Raw genomic sequence first — 15,325 nt, 5'->3', positions numbered from 1 at the left:
ATTTAGCCCGTGTAGTCACTAAGATGTCAATCAGGTATCCAACAAGAGTAAAAAAAATGAAAAACACTAATAAGGTACTGATACTGGGCGCAACGGGAGGGATTGGTGGCGAAATTGCCCGTAAATTGATCCGCGATGAATGGGATGTTCGCGCATTGTGCCGCAGAACTCCACAAAAGGACGAGCACAACTCACGTATCCGCTGGATTAGCGGCGATGCGCTAAATGCAGAGCAGGTAGAGGCTGCGGCGTCAGAGTGTGGCGTGATTGTCCATGCCGTTAACCCGCCGGGTTATCGGAACTGGGATCGGCTGGTCTTACCCATGCTTCATCACACCATCAGCGCCGCGGAGCGAAACGGAGCGTTAATCGTTCTGCCGGGCACGATTTATAACTACGGCCCCGATGCTTTTCCCTTCTTACGCGAGGATTCTCCTCAGCATCCAGTTACCCGAAAAGGCGCAATACGGGTGCAAATGGAGCAGGCTCTTTCAGACTATGCGCAGCGTGGCGGAAAGGTGCTGATTTTGCGTGCGGGGGATTTTTTTGGTCCCCGTGCAGGTAACAACTGGTTTTCACAGGGATTAGTTAAACCGGGTCACCCGCCGCTGATCGTTAAACAACCCGGGAAACCCGGAACAGGCCATCAGTGGGCATATCTGCCGGATGTCGCCGAAACGTTCGCAGCACTGCTGGCGCGTCGGGATGAGCTTGAACCGTTTTCCCGTTTCCACATGCGCGGGCATTGGGATCCTGATGGAACAACAATGGCCGCAGCCATAACATTAGCCGCAGAGCGTGCCGGTATAAAGGCGAAAGTGAAAACGTTTCCCTGGTGGCTGGTCTCTGCGATGAGTCCCTTTAACACCACACTGCGTGAGATGCAGGAGATGCGCTACCTATGGGAGCAGACGGTTGAAATGGACAATTCAAAACTGATTGCTTTTTTAGGCCATGAGCCGCAGACCCCCCTTATCGATGCCGTGCATTCCACATTAGCGGGTCTGGGGTGTATTTAACATAACTTCAACTTCCTCGTTTAGAGAGGATTGAAAGATGTCTGATATACTTAAGCTTTTGATAAATACTGCCCTGAACAAATGGAAATTGAACTGGATAAGAGTTTTAAAGAGCGAATCTTTCATGCCGTCATTTTTGAAGTGACGGCCAACGTTATCATCGCCCTGTCGCTTGCCTGGCTGATGAACGTGTCGGTTCTCCAGTCCGGCTCGCTGTCCGTGATATCTGCACTTACCGCAACGGCCTGGAATTTTGTGTTTAATAAACTCTTTGACTCCCTGCAGAAAAAACGCCAGTTTCAACGAACCTTCCTCGTTCGTGCAATCCATGCGGTTGGTTTTGAAACTGGACTGATCGTCACCTTAATCCCTGTCGCTATGGTGATGCTGAATTTAACAATGACTGAGGCATTTTTTGTTGAAATCGGTCTTGTCCTGTTTTTCCTGCCATACACGATGCTGTTTAACTGGCTTTATGACTACCTGCGCTGGATATGGGTCGGACGGAAACGCTCTGCCGTGTAGCGAGATATCCGTCACAATGACACGCTCCTGAAAGCATGCGACTCCACTCGCCTTCTATACTCTTAATTTCTCTACATCTTTTCAGGAGTCGACAATGTTTGATCATGTTAAATTCGGCGTGAGTGATTATGAAAAAAGTAAAACGTTCTTCCTGGAGGCGCTAAAGCCGCTTGGGGTGGAGCTCATTGATGAAGGCACGCCAGACTACGGTGTCGAAATGAGTTCAGGTGACGTTTCGCTCTGCCTTTACCAGACACCGGAAAAACCGGCGCCGCTTCATCTGGCCTTTGTTGCTAATACCCGTCAGCAAGTCGATGCGTTTTATCATGCTGCCCTGCGCGCCGGCGGACGGGATAACGGTGGGCCGGGATTACGCCCGTACAGCGAACACTACTATGCCGCTTTCGTCATCGCGCCTGATGGTCATAACATCGAGGCGGTGTGCCATGCGCCGCAGAGCGTGTAGCTCAACGCTTCTTCACTCATGCCCTGAGGCTAGCACCACGGATACTCCTTTATCCGATACCGCGCGGATCCAGTTCTTATCGGTATTGTCTTCAACGACGATAGTATTTACCGAAGACACGTCCCCGATGACGAACGATGAAGCAGCGTTTATCTTTTCCGGAGACGCCAGGACTACCGTCTCGGCGGCTCTGGCGGAAAATGCTCGTTTGATGCATGCCTCTTCAAAATCACCGGTTGTCAGTCCCGCGTCAGGATGGATACCGGTCACACCCATGAAAAACAAATCCGCGTGAATATTTCCGATACCTTCGATGGCCGCTGCGCCAACCGCGACAATAGAGTGTTTATATAAACGGCCGCCGATCAGAATGACCTCGATGGACGGATGATCGACGAGCCCCAGGGCAATACTCGGGCTGTGCGTGACCACTGTGATACGCAGGTCAGGCGGTAAAAAGGTAATCAGCGCCGACGTTGTGGTGCCACCGTCGACGATCACTACCTGGCCTGATGAAATCAGCAGCGCGCCTTTGCGGGCCACACGTTGTTTTGCATCCATTTTCACAGACTGGCGTTCAGCAAACGGAGCAACGGCGGAGGATGACGGCAGAGCGCCGCCGTGCACGCGCTGTAAACGCCCTTCTGCCGCCAGCTCGCGTAAATCGCGTCGGATGGTGTCTTCTGAAACATCGAAGAGCGCACTGAGCGCTTTAGACTGGACCTGTCCCTCGGCGGTGAGTTTTTCAAGGATCAATTGTTTTCGCTGACTGGTGAGCATCATGACTTCCCGAGGTTGCATGTTTTATCTTGAAACTGCACGATAATGCTGTTTATGATGATTACTCTACCTAAGGAGGAACAAACGTGCAATCAAAACGTGCAGATGTGCGCATCATCGGCAGTGAAACGCTGTCAGATAACTGGTACGTCCTTAAAAAATACACCTTCGACCTGCAGCGACGTGATGGCGAATGGCAGCGGCAGCACCGTGAAGTCTACGACCGTGGCAACGGTGCGACGATTCTGCTCTATAACCGCGATAAAAAGACGGTGATCCTGACCCGCCAGTTCCGCTTTCCTGTGTTTATTAATGGCCATGAGGATAATTTGATTGAAGCTGCGGCGGGGTTACTGGACAACATGGATCCCGAAAGCCGCATAAAAGCCGAAGCGGAAGAAGAGACCGGCTTTCGCGTGTCTCGCGTGCAGAAAATCTTTGAAGCCTATATGAGCCCGGGCTCCGTCACGGAAAAACTCTATTTTTATGTTGCCGAGTACCAGCCGAAAGACCGAACCGGCACAGGCGGCGGGATCAAGGCAGAGGGAGAAGATATCGACGTGCTGGAAATGCCCCTGGAAGAGGCACTACGCGGCATTGAAACCGGCAAGATAGTCGACGGGAAAACCATCATGCTGCTTTATCATGTTGCGCTGAAAGGCATTCTGTAACCGCCTGCTCTCCTGACGCCTGCCACGGTGCAGGCGTTTGCCTGTGCTATTCTTGCAGAAGCATGCAAAACGGAGAACCGAAGATGGCCGACTGGAACCCTGCTCTTTACCTGCAGTACGGCGCAGAAAGAACGCGTCCTGCCGCGGAACTGCTCGCCAGAATTCCTCTTGATGAGGCCGCCACCATTGCCGATCTGGGCTGCGGGCCCGGAAACAGCACAGCGTTGCTGAGGCATCGCTGGCCTTCCGCACACATCACCGGCGTTGACAACTCCCCTGCCATGCTCGAGGAAGCACGCGCCGCGCTACCTGACTGCCACTTCGTTGAGGCCGATATTCGCCAGTACAAACCGGCTCAGCCCCTGAGCCTGATCTATGCCAACGCGTCGCTGCAATGGGTTCCTGACCATTACACGCTGCTGCCTCACCTTGTCTCCCAGCTCAGGTTAAACGGCGTGCTGGCGATCCAGATGCCTGACAACTGGCTGGAACCCACGCATGTGGCAATGCGTGAAGTGGCGCTCGAGCAAGACTACCCTGACCGCGGCCGCGAAGCTCTGCCGGGCGTACATGCCTATTACGACATCCTGTCGGAGGCCGGTTGCGACGTAGATATCTGGCGGACCACCTATTTCCATAAAATGAATTCGCACCAGGCGATTATCGACTGGGTCAGCGCCACCGGTTTACGCCCATGGCTTCAGGAGTTGAATGAGAGCGAGCAGAAACGTTTTCTGAAACGCTACCATGAACTGCTGGAAGAGCAGTATCCGCTCCAGGAAAACGGGCAGATACTGCTGGCTTTTCCGCGGTTGTTTATCGTCGCTCAACGTCAGCCCTGAGCCGATTATGAACGGGCTTCTTTGAGCAACTGCTGAATAACCTTTTCCTGTTGCTCATAATCACCTTCGCCAAAGGCGGTATAGCGCAGCTGCCCTTTGGCATCAAAATAGTAATGTGCGGGCCAGTACTGATTGCCGAAAGCATTCCAGATTTGATAGTTGTTGTCCGTCACCACCCGATACGGCAGTTGCCATTTATTAACCGCATTTTTTACCGACGAAAGCGGTTTTTCCCACGGATATTCCGGAGTATGGACCCCAATCACGACCAACCCCTGAGACTGATATTTGATGGCCCAGTCCCTCACATGGGGGAGCGTATGCTGGCAGTTGATACAGTCCCACGTCCAGAAATCGATCAGAACAACCTTCCCCCGCAATGATTCAGACGTGACAGGGTCACCATTTATCCACCCTGTTCCACCGCTTAGCGAAGGCAACTGGCTGCTGGGTTCGGTCATGACTACCGGCTGGAGCTTCACCGGCGTGGTCGCAGGCTTCGCCAGATTTAAGAGCGCGGTCTCAAGACGGTCTGCGACGCCGTTTGCTCCTTTCAGCAGCGAAGTCATCCCTGTCGCGTTCAGGACGACTGCCGCTAACATCACCACACCCGCTCCCTGGCGCAGCTTCGCCATCAGTGCCGACTTTGCTCTTAACGGTGCCATCAGCGTGCGGCCGCCGAACACGAGCAAACCCAGCATCAGCGCGCATCCACTGCCATAGGCGGCCAACAGTGCGCCGGTGGCGATGGCCGAATGCCCCGCGATATTAATGCTGAAAATAGCGCCCAGAATGGGCCCCGCGCAGGGAGACCAGAGCAGCCCGACCGCCAGCCCGGCCAGAAACGCTGATGCCATACCGCGCGTTTGTCCGCTTCGGGTGTTGAGGACGTTTCCGGCGCTCACGGCAGGGCCCGCCATGCGCTGGGCGAAGGACGGGAAAATTAAGGCCAGCGCGGCGGCGGCCAGAATGACGAGCGCGATCCAGCGCCCGATAAGGGTGGCTTGCGTTATCCACTCGCTGGCGACAGTGACGACCATCGCGACCAGAGTGAACATCACGATCATCCCCGCGAGCAGCGCCAGAATATGGCGCCGCTGCCCCTGAAAACCGGCAAACAGGAGTGGAATAACCGGGAGCGTACATGGACTGAGCAGGCTGATCATCCCGCCCAGAAAAGCGATTACCAGAAACATAGTGACCTCACAAAACAAGTCCTGCGACGCTGCAGTGAGGCTATTTCATCGTACGGATGTGTTCCGGATGTGTGCAAACGCACGGGTTTTGTCTGGCTTTGTATCCTGGGAGCGGGAGATACAAAGCCGTACAATTAACGGCGCGGAAGCGTAATGGAGACCTGCAGCCCGCCCCCGGCACGGTTCGCCAGGTTCAGCTTTCCGGCAAGCTGAGCGGTGAGCTGCGCGGCGATCGCCAGGCCAAGCCCCGTTCCGCCGGTATCGCGGTTGCGTGATGTTTCAACCCGATAAAATGGCTGTAAAACCGCCTCAAGCTCGGCGTCGGGGATCCCCGGTCCGTCGTCCGCAATGTGAATAACTACCTCGCTCTCAGACGAATCATCTATCGCAATCGTGGCTCGCTCGCCGAATTTGAGAGCGTTATCCAACAGGTTGGTCATTACCCGTCGTAGCGCTTGCGGGCGCGTAACAATCGGCAGGCGGGTCTCGTTTGCCTGAAACTGCACGTTTTTACCGATATCCTGATAATCGCAGGCGATGCTGTTGACCCAGGCATTCAGTTCCAGCTTCAGCGAGGGCTCTTCCAGGGATTCTGATGACCGGGCATAGGCAATGCCCTCCCGCACCAGTCGCGTCATGCTATCAAGATCGTTCAGGAGCTTGTCGCGAAGTTCAGGTTCCCCGGCCATTTCGACGCGCAATTTCATGCGGGTTATGGGGGTCTGGAGATCGTGCGAAATGGACGCCAGAATCTGTGCGCGCTCACGCAGGTAGGACTGAATACGCGTCTGCATCGCATTGAAGGCGTGCGCTGCCCGCTGTACCTCCAATGGCCCTTTCTCGGTCATTGGCGTGCTGGACGCGGGATCCAGAGAATCCACCGCACGGGTAAAGTGCGAAAAAGGCCGCACCACCTGCCGCACGGCTATCCAGGAGCAGGCCGCCAGAAGCAGCAATTGCAGGATGAGCACCACCGGTAGCCAGCTGGCGACGGGCGGCATGCGTGGGATCAGGTCGATGGTAAGCGGTGCACCATCATGTAACGTAAGATGAGCCTGAATATGGGATACGGCGCCAGGAACCGCGGTAAAGCTGAGCGGGTACTGTGCCGTGAGCGTCGCGGTCAGGGTGCGGATGGCATCCTTTGAACGCTTATCCGTCGGCGCGGCGCCGGGCTCTCCGCGGCCCAGGATATACCGATAGTTACCCCGTTCGAGCCGCCCAAGCCAGGCGGCGCGTTCACTGGCCGGTAACCGGTCTAAAATGGCGACGCTCGTTGCGACATCGTTTTCCAGATTGCCGAGCATCACCGTGCGGGCGCTGTGCATGCGTTCAATCATGACCAGCGTCAGGCTCAGGGCGTTCGCCAGCAGCAGACCGGTCAGCACAACGATCAGTAAACGGGCCAGTAGCGAGCGTGGCCAGAGCCTCATTCATTAGCCTCTTTAATAATCACCGGCATGGTAAAGACATAACCTTCGCTGCGCACGGTTTTGATATAAGCGGGTGTGCGGGCATCTTCATTCAGACGCTGACGAACACGACTCACCAGCAGGTCGATTGAGCGTTCAAACAGCTCGGCGTCGCGCCCCTGCGTCAGGTTAAGCAACTGATCCCGGGTCAGCACGCGCTGAGGATGGTCCAGGAACACCCGCAGCAGGCGATACTCCGCCCCGCTGAGCGCCACAATCACCCCTTCAGGATCGATTAAGTGGCGGGCGACGGTATCAAGCTGCCATTCACCGAACATTACCAGCCGCCCTGCTTCCGTTACCTGTAAATTGGGCGGCATTGTGCGAAAACGACGTAAAATGGCTTTGATGCGCGCCAGGAGTTCCCGGGCGACAAACGGCTTCACCACGTAGTCATCCGCGCCCATTTCCAGTCCCAGGATCCTGTCCGTCTCTTCGTTGCGCGCCGTCAGCATCAGAATGGGCAGATCTTTATGTTTGCCGCTGCGCAACTGTCGGCATAGCGTAAGTCCGTCATCGCCGGGCATCATGACATCCAGCACCACCAGGTCGATATGCTGTTTATCCAGCACGGCACGCATCTCTTTGCCGTTGGCCGCGCCCGTCGCGCGGTAGCCAGATTTCCCGAGATAATCGACAATCAGTTCACGAATATCCCTGTCGTCATCGACGACAAGGATATGATCAATATGCTCCACCGAACTCTCCAGACTGAGGGGTAACGTATTGAAAATAGCACATATCACAGCTTATCCGCGTCGATAACCGCCTTGACGAAATCCTGCGGATCTTCCTGAGGCGGGTTGTGCCCCACGGTTGCCCCGAAGGTGCGGTGCTCATATTTACCGGTAAATTTAGCTGCATAGGCCTGTGGTGCCGGGTGCGGCGCGCCGTTGTTTCCGCCCTCAATGGTGATGGTCGGGACGGTAATGTTCGGCAAGGCGGCCAGTTTTCGCTCGTAGCTGTCGTATTTCCTTTCCCCTTTTTCCAGCCCTAACCGCCAGCGATAGTTGCTGAGCGTCACCGCGACGTGATCCGGGTTATCAAGGGATTTGGCGCTGGCGTTAAAGACCGCATCGCTAAATTTCCAGTCAGGCGATGCCTGCGACCAGATTAAGCGCGCGAAGTCATGCGTGTTTTTGGCATAGCCTTGTGCGCCGCGCGCGGTGGCGAAATAGAACTGATACCACCACTGCTGCTCTGCTTTTGGCGGCAGCGGCTGTTTACCAATCTGCTGGCTGCTGATGAGATATCCGCTCACCGAGACCAGAGATTTCACGCGCTCTGGCCACAAAGCCGCGACGATATCTGCCGTACGGGCACCCCAGTCGTATCCGGCAAATACCGCTTGTCTGATATTCAGGGCGTCCATCAGGTTGACGATGTCTTTCGCCATGGCCGAAGGCTGACCGTTGCGCGGCGTTTTTGGTGACAGGAAGCGCGTGGTGCCGTAGCCGCGCAGCGAAGGCACAATGACGCGGTAGCCTTTTGCCGCCAGCGCGGGTGCGACTTCAGCGTAGCTGTGAATATCGTAAGGCCAACCGTGTAACAAAATGACCGGTTGACCCTCTTTCGGGCCGATATCGACATAACCGACGTTTAGATCGCCGGCGTTAATTTGCTGCGGATGATCAAAGGCGGCCGCAAAATTTGTGCCGGTGACTTCGGCCTGACAGGACATCACGGTGCCAAGAGAAACGGTCAATGCGAGGGTTGAGTAAGCAAGTTTGCTGAACATGTTGGTATCTCCGGTTGAGTATAATTCACGGGGATATCACAACATCTCAATGTATAGCGGATATGTGCGAATGCGGGTTTATTGCAAGCCTGTGTAAGTATCAGCAACGCGGATACAGTGTGATACAAACCCAGGCGTTTTAGCGTTATAGCGAGAGGCGGTAGCGAACGTAGTCGTCAGCCTCAGCGTATTTGTCATAGAGTTTACGCGCCGGGTTGTTCTCCCGGGTAACCCAATACAGTTTTGACCACCCTTCACGCTTGCCTTCGCCAATCAGGGCATCAATGAGTGCTTTACCCGCTCCTGCCCCACGTTCGGAGGCATCCACAAACAGATCTTCAAGGTAACAGACTGGGGCCGTTGACCAGGTGCCTTCATGCAGGATGCACATCGCAAAACCGATGACCTTTTTGTCCTTCTCTACCACGCGGCAGAACATGGGTGAGCTTTCTGATAGCGCCCTTTCCCATGTCGATGCCGTGACCGACTCATCAAGGTAGCAGTCATAAAAATGGGTATAGCCGTCCCACAGCGGTCGCCAGTGGGAGTAATCGTCTGCGCGTAAAGGTCTTACCGTAACAGCCATGCGTTCCTCACATTACACATTGATTGCCATTTCAAAACAGCGTAAATCAGCGCCCGCCATGCGCGAGTGATGATATTTTTCGTTCAGCGTGACAAACCCCAGTTTCTGGTAAAACGTCCACGCGTTAGGCGTTGCATCGAGCGTCAGGCGGGTTATCCCCCGGCTGCGGGCTTCTTGTTTGAGCGCCTCGATAATTCGGGTCGCCATGCCTTTACCGGTTGCCGCGGGCAAGGTGAATATCGCCTCCAGACAGTGGGTATCCAGATCCAGATAACCGGTCGCCGCGACGTGGCCCTTTTCATCTTCCACCACGTAAAATGGGTATTCAATGACCATTTGCCGGTAGCTTTCGGGCATCAGATCGGGCGTCCAGCGCGCAATGACATCCGCGTCGTAGCTGGCTTTACAGCCGTGACGAATCGCCTGATTGCGAATATTCCAGAGTGTTTCGGCTTCCTGCGGATGCGCTTTTCGTAACGTCATATCACCTCTTTAATGGCTTTTTAACTGGATTTCACATGCAACGCTGGCAAGACGCCGAGTGCGACAATAGAGGGTAAACAGCGCAAAGCCGCTGCTATTCATCACCCTCCGACAAAGTATTAGCGCGAAGAATGCGGTGACCAGTGGCCAAAGGCTCCCGTCATGAGAGAACAGGAGAAGCAGCGCCTGAACGAAGGTCACGATCAGCAGAAGGATGAACACTGCCATAAACCCCAACAATCCTGACGTCACCCCTCGGGCCAAAAGCACGCTGATAACAATAAGCGCGCCTGTCATGAATAATGATGGTACGAAAAAACTCAGAGCATGCTGTAAAGGTGACAAACCGTGCAACGTGCTGAGAAAAGGCAGAAGGTTTAACGCAAACGCCACCAAAAACAGAGGTAATAATGCCGCGACCGGATAAGGATTTTGACGCGGAAGCTCGCTGAGGGGACGCGACAAAAACCGTTCCTCTTTACCATGCTGAAGGAGATCCTGAAAAACCCGTCCGACTAAAAAATCCAAAAAACGCATCTATATTTCGCCCATTTTTGGTAGTGAATAACCACAGCACGCCGCGACAGAATGTGATAGAGATGAAAATACCAGAACGCAAACAAAAGCATAACGCTTAAATATGGAGATAGGCGGATGACGATACCGACGCTCACGACAGAACGCTTGCTGCTAAAACCGCTGGTTGCCGAAGATGCCGCCCAGATACAAAAGCTCTATCCGCGCTGGGAGATCGTCCGCTATTTGGTCTCTTCCGTGCCCTGGCCCTACCCGGATGACGGCGCGGAAAATTATGTTAACAACGTGGCGCTGCCGGATATGGCAAAAGGGATTGCGTGGTTCTGGAGCATAAGACGTCGCGAGGTGCCGGATGCGCTGATGGGCATTATCTGTCTGTACGATATTGAGGATAACAACCGCGGGTTCTGGCTGGCGCCGGAATTTCAGGGACAGGGATATATGCGCGAGGCCAGCATTGCGGCAACGGATTACTGGTTCAATACGCTGAACAAACCGGTCTTACGCGCGCCGAAGGCCGCCGCCAACAGCCGCTCCCGTCGTATTTCAGACAGTAGCGGCATGCGGCTTATCAAAACGGAACAGAAAGCGTACGTCAGCGGCGTGCTGGATTCTGAGCTGTGGGAGATCACCCGCGACGAGTGGAACGCCCGTCAGGTCAATTGATAGTGCTTATCCGGCATCAGCCTTTCCGGAATGTGCTCTTCATCGTTCATCTGCAGCAGATCGCGCTCCATCATGTTGCAGATGGCGTCCAGCGGCAGGTCGTTATCTTCGGTGCCAAACGGATCTTCCAGCTCTTCCGCCAGGGTATCCAGCGAGATAAAGGTGTAGGAAATCAGGGCCGAGACGAAGGGCGTCATGTAGTGCAGGTCCACAACCAGCGCGAACGGCAGCATGATGCAGAACAGATACACCGTGCGGTGCAGAATCAGCGTATAGGCAAACGGCACCGGCGTTGTCGCAATCCGCTCGCAGCCTGAAAGGACGATGGACATGTCGTTGAGTCGGTTATTCAGGCTGTGAAACAGAATGTCTGAGAGTTGCCCGTTACGTCGCCGCACGGCCAGCCACTCCCCCATGATCAGCAAAATACGGTTCGCCGGTGAGTTGGCGTCCATGACTTTAGGTAAATCATCCGCAGCGAGATAGCGTGACAGTTGCTCAGCGTTCAGTTCCCGGCGCAGGGTCATGCGCAGACAGTTGGCAAAAGCAATTTGCAGTCGAACGAATTCGCCCAGATGCTTATCGTCGGGCAAGGTGTTTTTTACCTCGCGAAACAGCGAGCGTGCCGCTATCATCAGCTGTCCCCAGAGCAGCCGGGCTTCAACGTAGCGGGAATAACAGGCGTTGTTTCTGAAACCCAGAAAGATAGCGATCGCCACGCCGAGAATGCTGAATGGCGCCACGGTAAATTTAATACCCAGCGAGGTATACCACGGCAGCATCAGGATAACGGCGATAGAGAGCAGGAAGTTGAGCAGCAATCGGGTATAGATCTTGGGAAGTACCGAACCGTGCCAGACAAAAATCAGTTGTAGCCAGTGCTGTTTAGGACGAACGATCATAGTGAGTTTCAGGAAAGAAAAGAGCGAGGCTATTAAACGTGATCCCCGTCACCGTTGCAAGCTTGTTAACGGGACATTGCATTTTCTCCCCTGATTAGCGAAAACCGCACGGTGCTGCATGTGTTCTTTTAAAAAAAGGGTAAATAGTATGTTGTAACTAAAAAGGTCGTGCTTAAACCCGGCCGAAGCCGGGTGAATGCATTAGCAAAGCGGTTTAACGGCGGCGCGCATACCCTTCAGCAGAATGGCATCCAGATCCAGCGTCACCTGGTCGACAAGCCCGCTTACCTGTGTCAGGTCCTGTTCCCAGTGTTCGTGTACGCTCAGCACCGACTGCACCAGCGCACGGGTACTCAGCTGCCGATCGCGGTGCTGCGCCCAAAGCTGCTGGAAACGCGCCAGCCATGCGGCATCATCCTGCACCGGATAGCCCTCCCCGTTACGCTCCGCGCGGTAAAACGCGATCAGCGCCGCTAAGGCAAAGGTCAGGCGTGCCGGTAATTGCCCCGTTGCCTTCTGCCCTGCCAGCAGTTGCGGCAGGATGCGGGTGCGGTATTTAGTCATGCCGTTAAGCGCGATGGAGAGCAGCTGGTGCCTGATGTAAGGATTACGAAAACGCCCGGTTACCGCACTGGCGAAAGACTCCAGCTCGTCACGCGGCAGATCAAGCACCGGGATGATTTCCTGATAAATCGCTTTTTCGACAAACGCGCACACCTCAGCATCGTTCATCGCCTCGCCTACCGTATCCAGCCCGGCCAGGAAGGCGACCGGGACCAGCGCCGTGTGCGCCCCGTTCAGAATGGCAACCTTGCGCGCTTTATAGGGCTTGATGTCGTCGACAATCAGCACGTTCAACGGGTACTTATCCAGACGAAGCTCGCGGGCAAGGGATGCCGGGCCCTGGATCACAAACAGATAGAAATGTTCAGCCGTGTCCAGGAACCCATCGTGATAACCCAGTTCCGCTTCCAGCACGGCCGCTTCATCGCGTGGGTAACCGGTCACGATGCGGTCAACTAACGTTGAGCAGAAGCTGTTGGCGTCGTTAAGCCACTGAATAAAACCGGCAGGCAGTGCCCACTCCTGCGCATAGCGCATGACGAGTTCGCGCAACGCCTCCCCGTTGTAGTCAATCAACTCACACGGAATGATGACCCAGCCTTTGTCCGGCGCGCCGTTGAAGTGGCTGAAGCGCTCAAACAACAGCCGCGTCAGCTTCGCCGGATAACTCACTGCCGGGGCATCGTCGAATGTGTCACCCGCGTGGTAGCTGATACCGGCTTCGGTGGTGTTTGAGAATACAAACCGCATATCGGGATTGTGGGCCAGTTTCAGGAACGCGTCATAGTCGTCATAGACGCTGATTTCCCGGTTAACGGAGCGGATAAGACGGGCGTCACTCACCGCCTCACCCTGCTCATTCAGACCACGAATAATTGTAGTGTACAACCCATCCTGCGTATTCAATGACGGTGGGAAGTCGCTCTGAATCGGGCGAACAATGACGACGCCGGCGTTGAGGTCGGTATGTTCGTTAAGCAGGTCGAGTTGCCAGTCAATGAAGGCGCGCAGGAAATTGCCCTCACCAAACTGAATAATACGTTCGGGATAGCGCGCACCGGGAAAATCACGACGGTTGAGAGTGTTCACCTTGGGTTCCTTTTATAATCAGTCATACAGCCTGATAAGATTGGTACGATAACTTATCAAAACTTAACGACCAGAAACCCTGTTTTGATCAATCCGCGGTGCGGTTGTGTGAAATAATTATAAGAACTTATAGAACACGGAGGTGGCGGTCATGGCGCCGTCCGGCATCAGCGCATAACGCGGGATCTCGCCAACCTTTTGCCAGCCGGCACGCTGATAGAACGTTTCGGCCCCACTGCCGGTGGAGGTATCAAGCACCAGCACCGATATGTCTCTGGCCCGGGCCTCCACTTCCAGCGCTTCCATAAGCGCCATCGCGGCCCCTTTGCGACGTGCTTTTTCATGTACCAGCAGCTTCGCCACATCGCCACGATGCGGCTGGTTTTCAGGCTGGTCGGTGATGAGCTGAACGGTACCAATGACCCCGTCCTGCGGGTCGATACAGGCAAGCACGAGACGCTCGTTGCGCCCTGCGCTTTCTGCTATGCCGCGCCAGAAAGCGCGGGCCTTATCAAGGCTAAAAGGGAGCATAAAACTGACGGATGCTCCGCCGTTGACGCAGTTTTCGAGGATCGCTGCCAGCGCATCAAGGTGGAGGAGGATCGCTTCCCGAGAGAGGGTTTTGATTTGCGGTGAGGTATTCATTGTTGTTCCTTACGTTGAATACCCCACTTTGCATTTAACATCTTTTTAACGCAAACGGATCGAACATAGGTTTTTGTGATGTCACCGCGAGCGCTGGCGCTGCTGTTTCATGGCATACATCTTTTCATCAGCGTCCTTGAGCCACTGCTGGAGGTCATTACCATTATGATCGAACTCGCTCAGCCCCCAGGAGAACTGCAGCGACCAGGGGTGTAATTTGCGGGCGTTATAGTTTTCTACCTGCTCCACAAGATACTGCATGGCAATCCAGGCGCCTTGCTCGTCAGTATCCGCGAACAGCACCGCGAACTCGTCCCCACCAAAACGCACCAGCAGATCCGCCTCGCGGAAAGAGGCACGCATCAGCTGCGCCATGGTTTTCAGCGCCTTGTCCCCTTCTTCGTGGCCGTAACGATCGTTAATCTCCTTAAAGTGATCCAAATCCAGCCAGCCGAGCGTCAACGGCTCTGCCCGGCGTCTTGCAACGGAAAGGGTAAACCTGACAAGCTGATTAAAGCCCCGACGGTTGAATAATCCGGTTAACTCATCCGTGGTCGCCGCGCTGATTGCGGCAAATTCATCTTCCGCCAGCGCGCCCAGGTCTCCCAGCACGGCAAGATCGGCCGCGGAGAACTCACGAGGCGCGTAATCAATCAGACACAGCGAGCCGACACTTGCGCCATCACGCAAGCGCAGCGGAAAGCCCGCGTAAAAACGCACGCGTGGTTCACCGGCCACCAGCGGATTATCCGCAAAACGATCGTCCTGGAGCATATCCCCCACCACCAGCGGGGCCTCAGTCAGGATCGTATGGCCACAAAACGAGATATTACGCGGAACGGTGTCGGGTGCCTGCCCGTCGGCCGACTTCACGATGAGCGAATGCTCATCAATGAGATTGACCATTGCCAGCGGCACCTGGAAGAAGCGCTTCGCCAGGCGCGTGAGCCGGTCAAACGCCGGGGAACTGTCGATCTCCAGCAGACCCGATTCACGCAGGGAGTTCAGTCTGTCTGTTTCATTTTCAGGGGTTGCAGGTGCTTTCATAATGTCTCCTGACGTAAAGCGTTACTCAAAGCGTAGCTTAAACAGTGACATTGTCAGTGTTCTTAAGCCGCTTACTATTCACGTCAATGCCTTATGA

General features: G+C 54.9%; 18 protein-coding genes. 6 read left to right on the top strand and 12 right to left on the bottom strand.

All coding sequences use genetic code 11. From position 1 onward, the window contains the following. The first annotated feature begins 56 nt into the window (after positions 1 to 56). The 3 genes from C5687_RS09705 (at position 57) to C5687_RS09695 (ending at position 2,010) form a co-directional block, all read left to right on the top strand. Positions 57 to 1,019, top strand: a complete 963-nt coding sequence (locus tag C5687_RS09705) for an NAD-dependent epimerase/dehydratase family protein (protein ID WP_104556830.1) — start codon at positions 57 to 59, stop codon at positions 1,017 to 1,019. Positions 1,020 to 1,100: 81 nt separating this feature from the next. Continuing rightward, a complete protein-coding gene (locus C5687_RS09700; protein WP_025756445.1) occupies positions 1,101 to 1,544 on the top strand; it encodes a PACE efflux transporter in 444 nt (147 codons plus the stop codon). A gap of 94 nt (positions 1,545 to 1,638) precedes the next feature. Beyond that, complete coding sequence (locus tag C5687_RS09695) at positions 1,639 to 2,010, top strand: VOC family protein (RefSeq protein WP_025756444.1); 372 nt, start codon at positions 1,639 to 1,641, stop codon at positions 2,008 to 2,010. A 12-nt stretch (positions 2,011 to 2,022) separates the two neighbouring features. On the opposite strand, the gene C5687_RS09690 is transcribed toward C5687_RS09695, so the two are convergent. After that, positions 2,023 to 2,790 carry a DeoR/GlpR family DNA-binding transcription regulator gene (locus C5687_RS09690; RefSeq protein WP_104556829.1) on the bottom strand — a complete coding sequence of 256 codons (768 nt, stop codon included), beginning with the start codon at positions 2,788 to 2,790 and terminating at the stop codon, positions 2,023 to 2,025. An 86-nt stretch (positions 2,791 to 2,876) separates the two neighbouring features. Here C5687_RS09690 and C5687_RS09685 point away from each other — a divergent pair, with 86 nt between their 5' ends. Next, on the top strand, positions 2,877 to 3,461 hold the full coding sequence (locus tag C5687_RS09685; protein WP_059386542.1) for an NUDIX hydrolase: 585 nt from the start codon (positions 2,877 to 2,879) through the stop codon (positions 3,459 to 3,461). A gap of 83 nt (positions 3,462 to 3,544) precedes the next feature. Beyond that, positions 3,545 to 4,303: a trans-aconitate 2-methyltransferase gene (gene tam / locus C5687_RS09680; RefSeq protein WP_095448934.1), complete on the top strand. Its 759-nt coding sequence runs from the start codon at positions 3,545 to 3,547 to the stop codon at positions 4,301 to 4,303. A gap of 5 nt (positions 4,304 to 4,308) precedes the next feature. On the opposite strand, the gene C5687_RS09675 is transcribed toward tam, so the two are convergent. From C5687_RS09675 to C5687_RS09645, 7 genes are all read right to left on the bottom strand, one after another. Beyond that, positions 4,309 to 5,499 carry a cytochrome c biogenesis protein/redoxin gene (locus tag C5687_RS09675; RefSeq protein ID WP_095440670.1) on the bottom strand — a complete coding sequence of 397 codons (1,191 nt, stop codon included), beginning with the start codon at positions 5,497 to 5,499 and terminating at the stop codon, positions 4,309 to 4,311. 134 nt (positions 5,500 to 5,633) lie between these two features. Continuing rightward, on the bottom strand, positions 5,634 to 6,932 hold the full coding sequence (locus C5687_RS09670; RefSeq protein ID WP_104556828.1) for an ATP-binding protein: 1,299 nt from the start codon (positions 6,930 to 6,932) through the stop codon (positions 5,634 to 5,636). Continuing rightward, positions 6,929 to 7,669 (bottom strand): response regulator, encoded by a 741-nt coding sequence (locus C5687_RS09665; RefSeq protein ID WP_025756438.1) that lies wholly within the window; start codon positions 7,667 to 7,669, stop codon positions 6,929 to 6,931. The genes C5687_RS09670 and C5687_RS09665 overlap by 4 nt, the downstream gene beginning before the upstream one ends. A 44-nt stretch (positions 7,670 to 7,713) precedes the next feature. Then, entirely contained in the window at positions 7,714 to 8,709 is a 996-nt protein-coding gene (locus tag C5687_RS09660) for an alpha/beta fold hydrolase (RefSeq protein ID WP_104556827.1), read from the bottom strand. A gap of 145 nt (positions 8,710 to 8,854) precedes the next feature. Continuing rightward, positions 8,855 to 9,295 carry a GNAT family N-acetyltransferase gene (locus tag C5687_RS09655; protein WP_104556826.1) on the bottom strand — a complete coding sequence of 147 codons (441 nt, stop codon included), beginning with the start codon at positions 9,293 to 9,295 and terminating at the stop codon, positions 8,855 to 8,857. Between the two features lie 12 nt (positions 9,296 to 9,307). Next, the gene (locus C5687_RS09650) at positions 9,308 to 9,778 is read right to left on the bottom strand and encodes a GNAT family N-acetyltransferase (RefSeq protein WP_104556825.1); all 471 of its coding nucleotides are present in this window, start codon (positions 9,776 to 9,778) and stop codon (positions 9,308 to 9,310) included. Positions 9,779 to 9,787: 9 nt separating this feature from the next. Further along, positions 9,788 to 10,315 (bottom strand): hypothetical protein, encoded by a 528-nt coding sequence (locus tag C5687_RS09645; protein WP_104556824.1) that lies wholly within the window; start codon positions 10,313 to 10,315, stop codon positions 9,788 to 9,790. A 117-nt stretch (positions 10,316 to 10,432) separates the two neighbouring features. On the opposite strand from C5687_RS09645, the gene C5687_RS09640 reads away from it, so the two are divergent. After that, on the top strand, positions 10,433 to 10,981 hold the full coding sequence (locus tag C5687_RS09640) for a GNAT family N-acetyltransferase (protein WP_104556823.1): 549 nt from the start codon (positions 10,433 to 10,435) through the stop codon (positions 10,979 to 10,981). Here C5687_RS09640 and C5687_RS09635 read toward each other — a convergent pair. From C5687_RS09635 to C5687_RS09620, 4 genes are all read right to left on the bottom strand, one after another. Then, positions 10,969 to 11,883, bottom strand: coding sequence for a bestrophin family protein (locus C5687_RS09635; protein WP_047958591.1), 915 nt, complete (start codon positions 11,881 to 11,883; stop codon positions 10,969 to 10,971). The two genes, C5687_RS09640 and C5687_RS09635, sit on opposite strands and share 13 nt — an antisense overlap. 201 nt (positions 11,884 to 12,084) lie before the next feature. After that, positions 12,085 to 13,536, bottom strand: coding sequence for a tagaturonate reductase (locus C5687_RS09630; protein WP_104556822.1), 1,452 nt, complete (start codon positions 13,534 to 13,536; stop codon positions 12,085 to 12,087). A 117-nt stretch (positions 13,537 to 13,653) separates the two neighbouring features. Further along, positions 13,654 to 14,181: a GNAT family N-acetyltransferase gene (locus C5687_RS09625; protein ID WP_104556821.1), complete on the bottom strand. Its 528-nt coding sequence runs from the start codon at positions 14,179 to 14,181 to the stop codon at positions 13,654 to 13,656. 81 nt (positions 14,182 to 14,262) lie between these two features. After that, positions 14,263 to 15,228, bottom strand: coding sequence for a sensor domain-containing diguanylate cyclase (locus C5687_RS09620; RefSeq protein ID WP_025756429.1), 966 nt, complete (start codon positions 15,226 to 15,228; stop codon positions 14,263 to 14,265). Positions 15,229 to 15,325: the final 97 nt, after the last annotated feature.

The organism is Enterobacter sichuanensis, assembly GCF_002939185.1.
Taxonomy (GTDB): Bacteria; Pseudomonadota; Gammaproteobacteria; order Enterobacterales; family Enterobacteriaceae; genus Enterobacter; species Enterobacter sichuanensis.
This window is presented reverse-complemented; position numbering and strand designations above follow the sequence as displayed.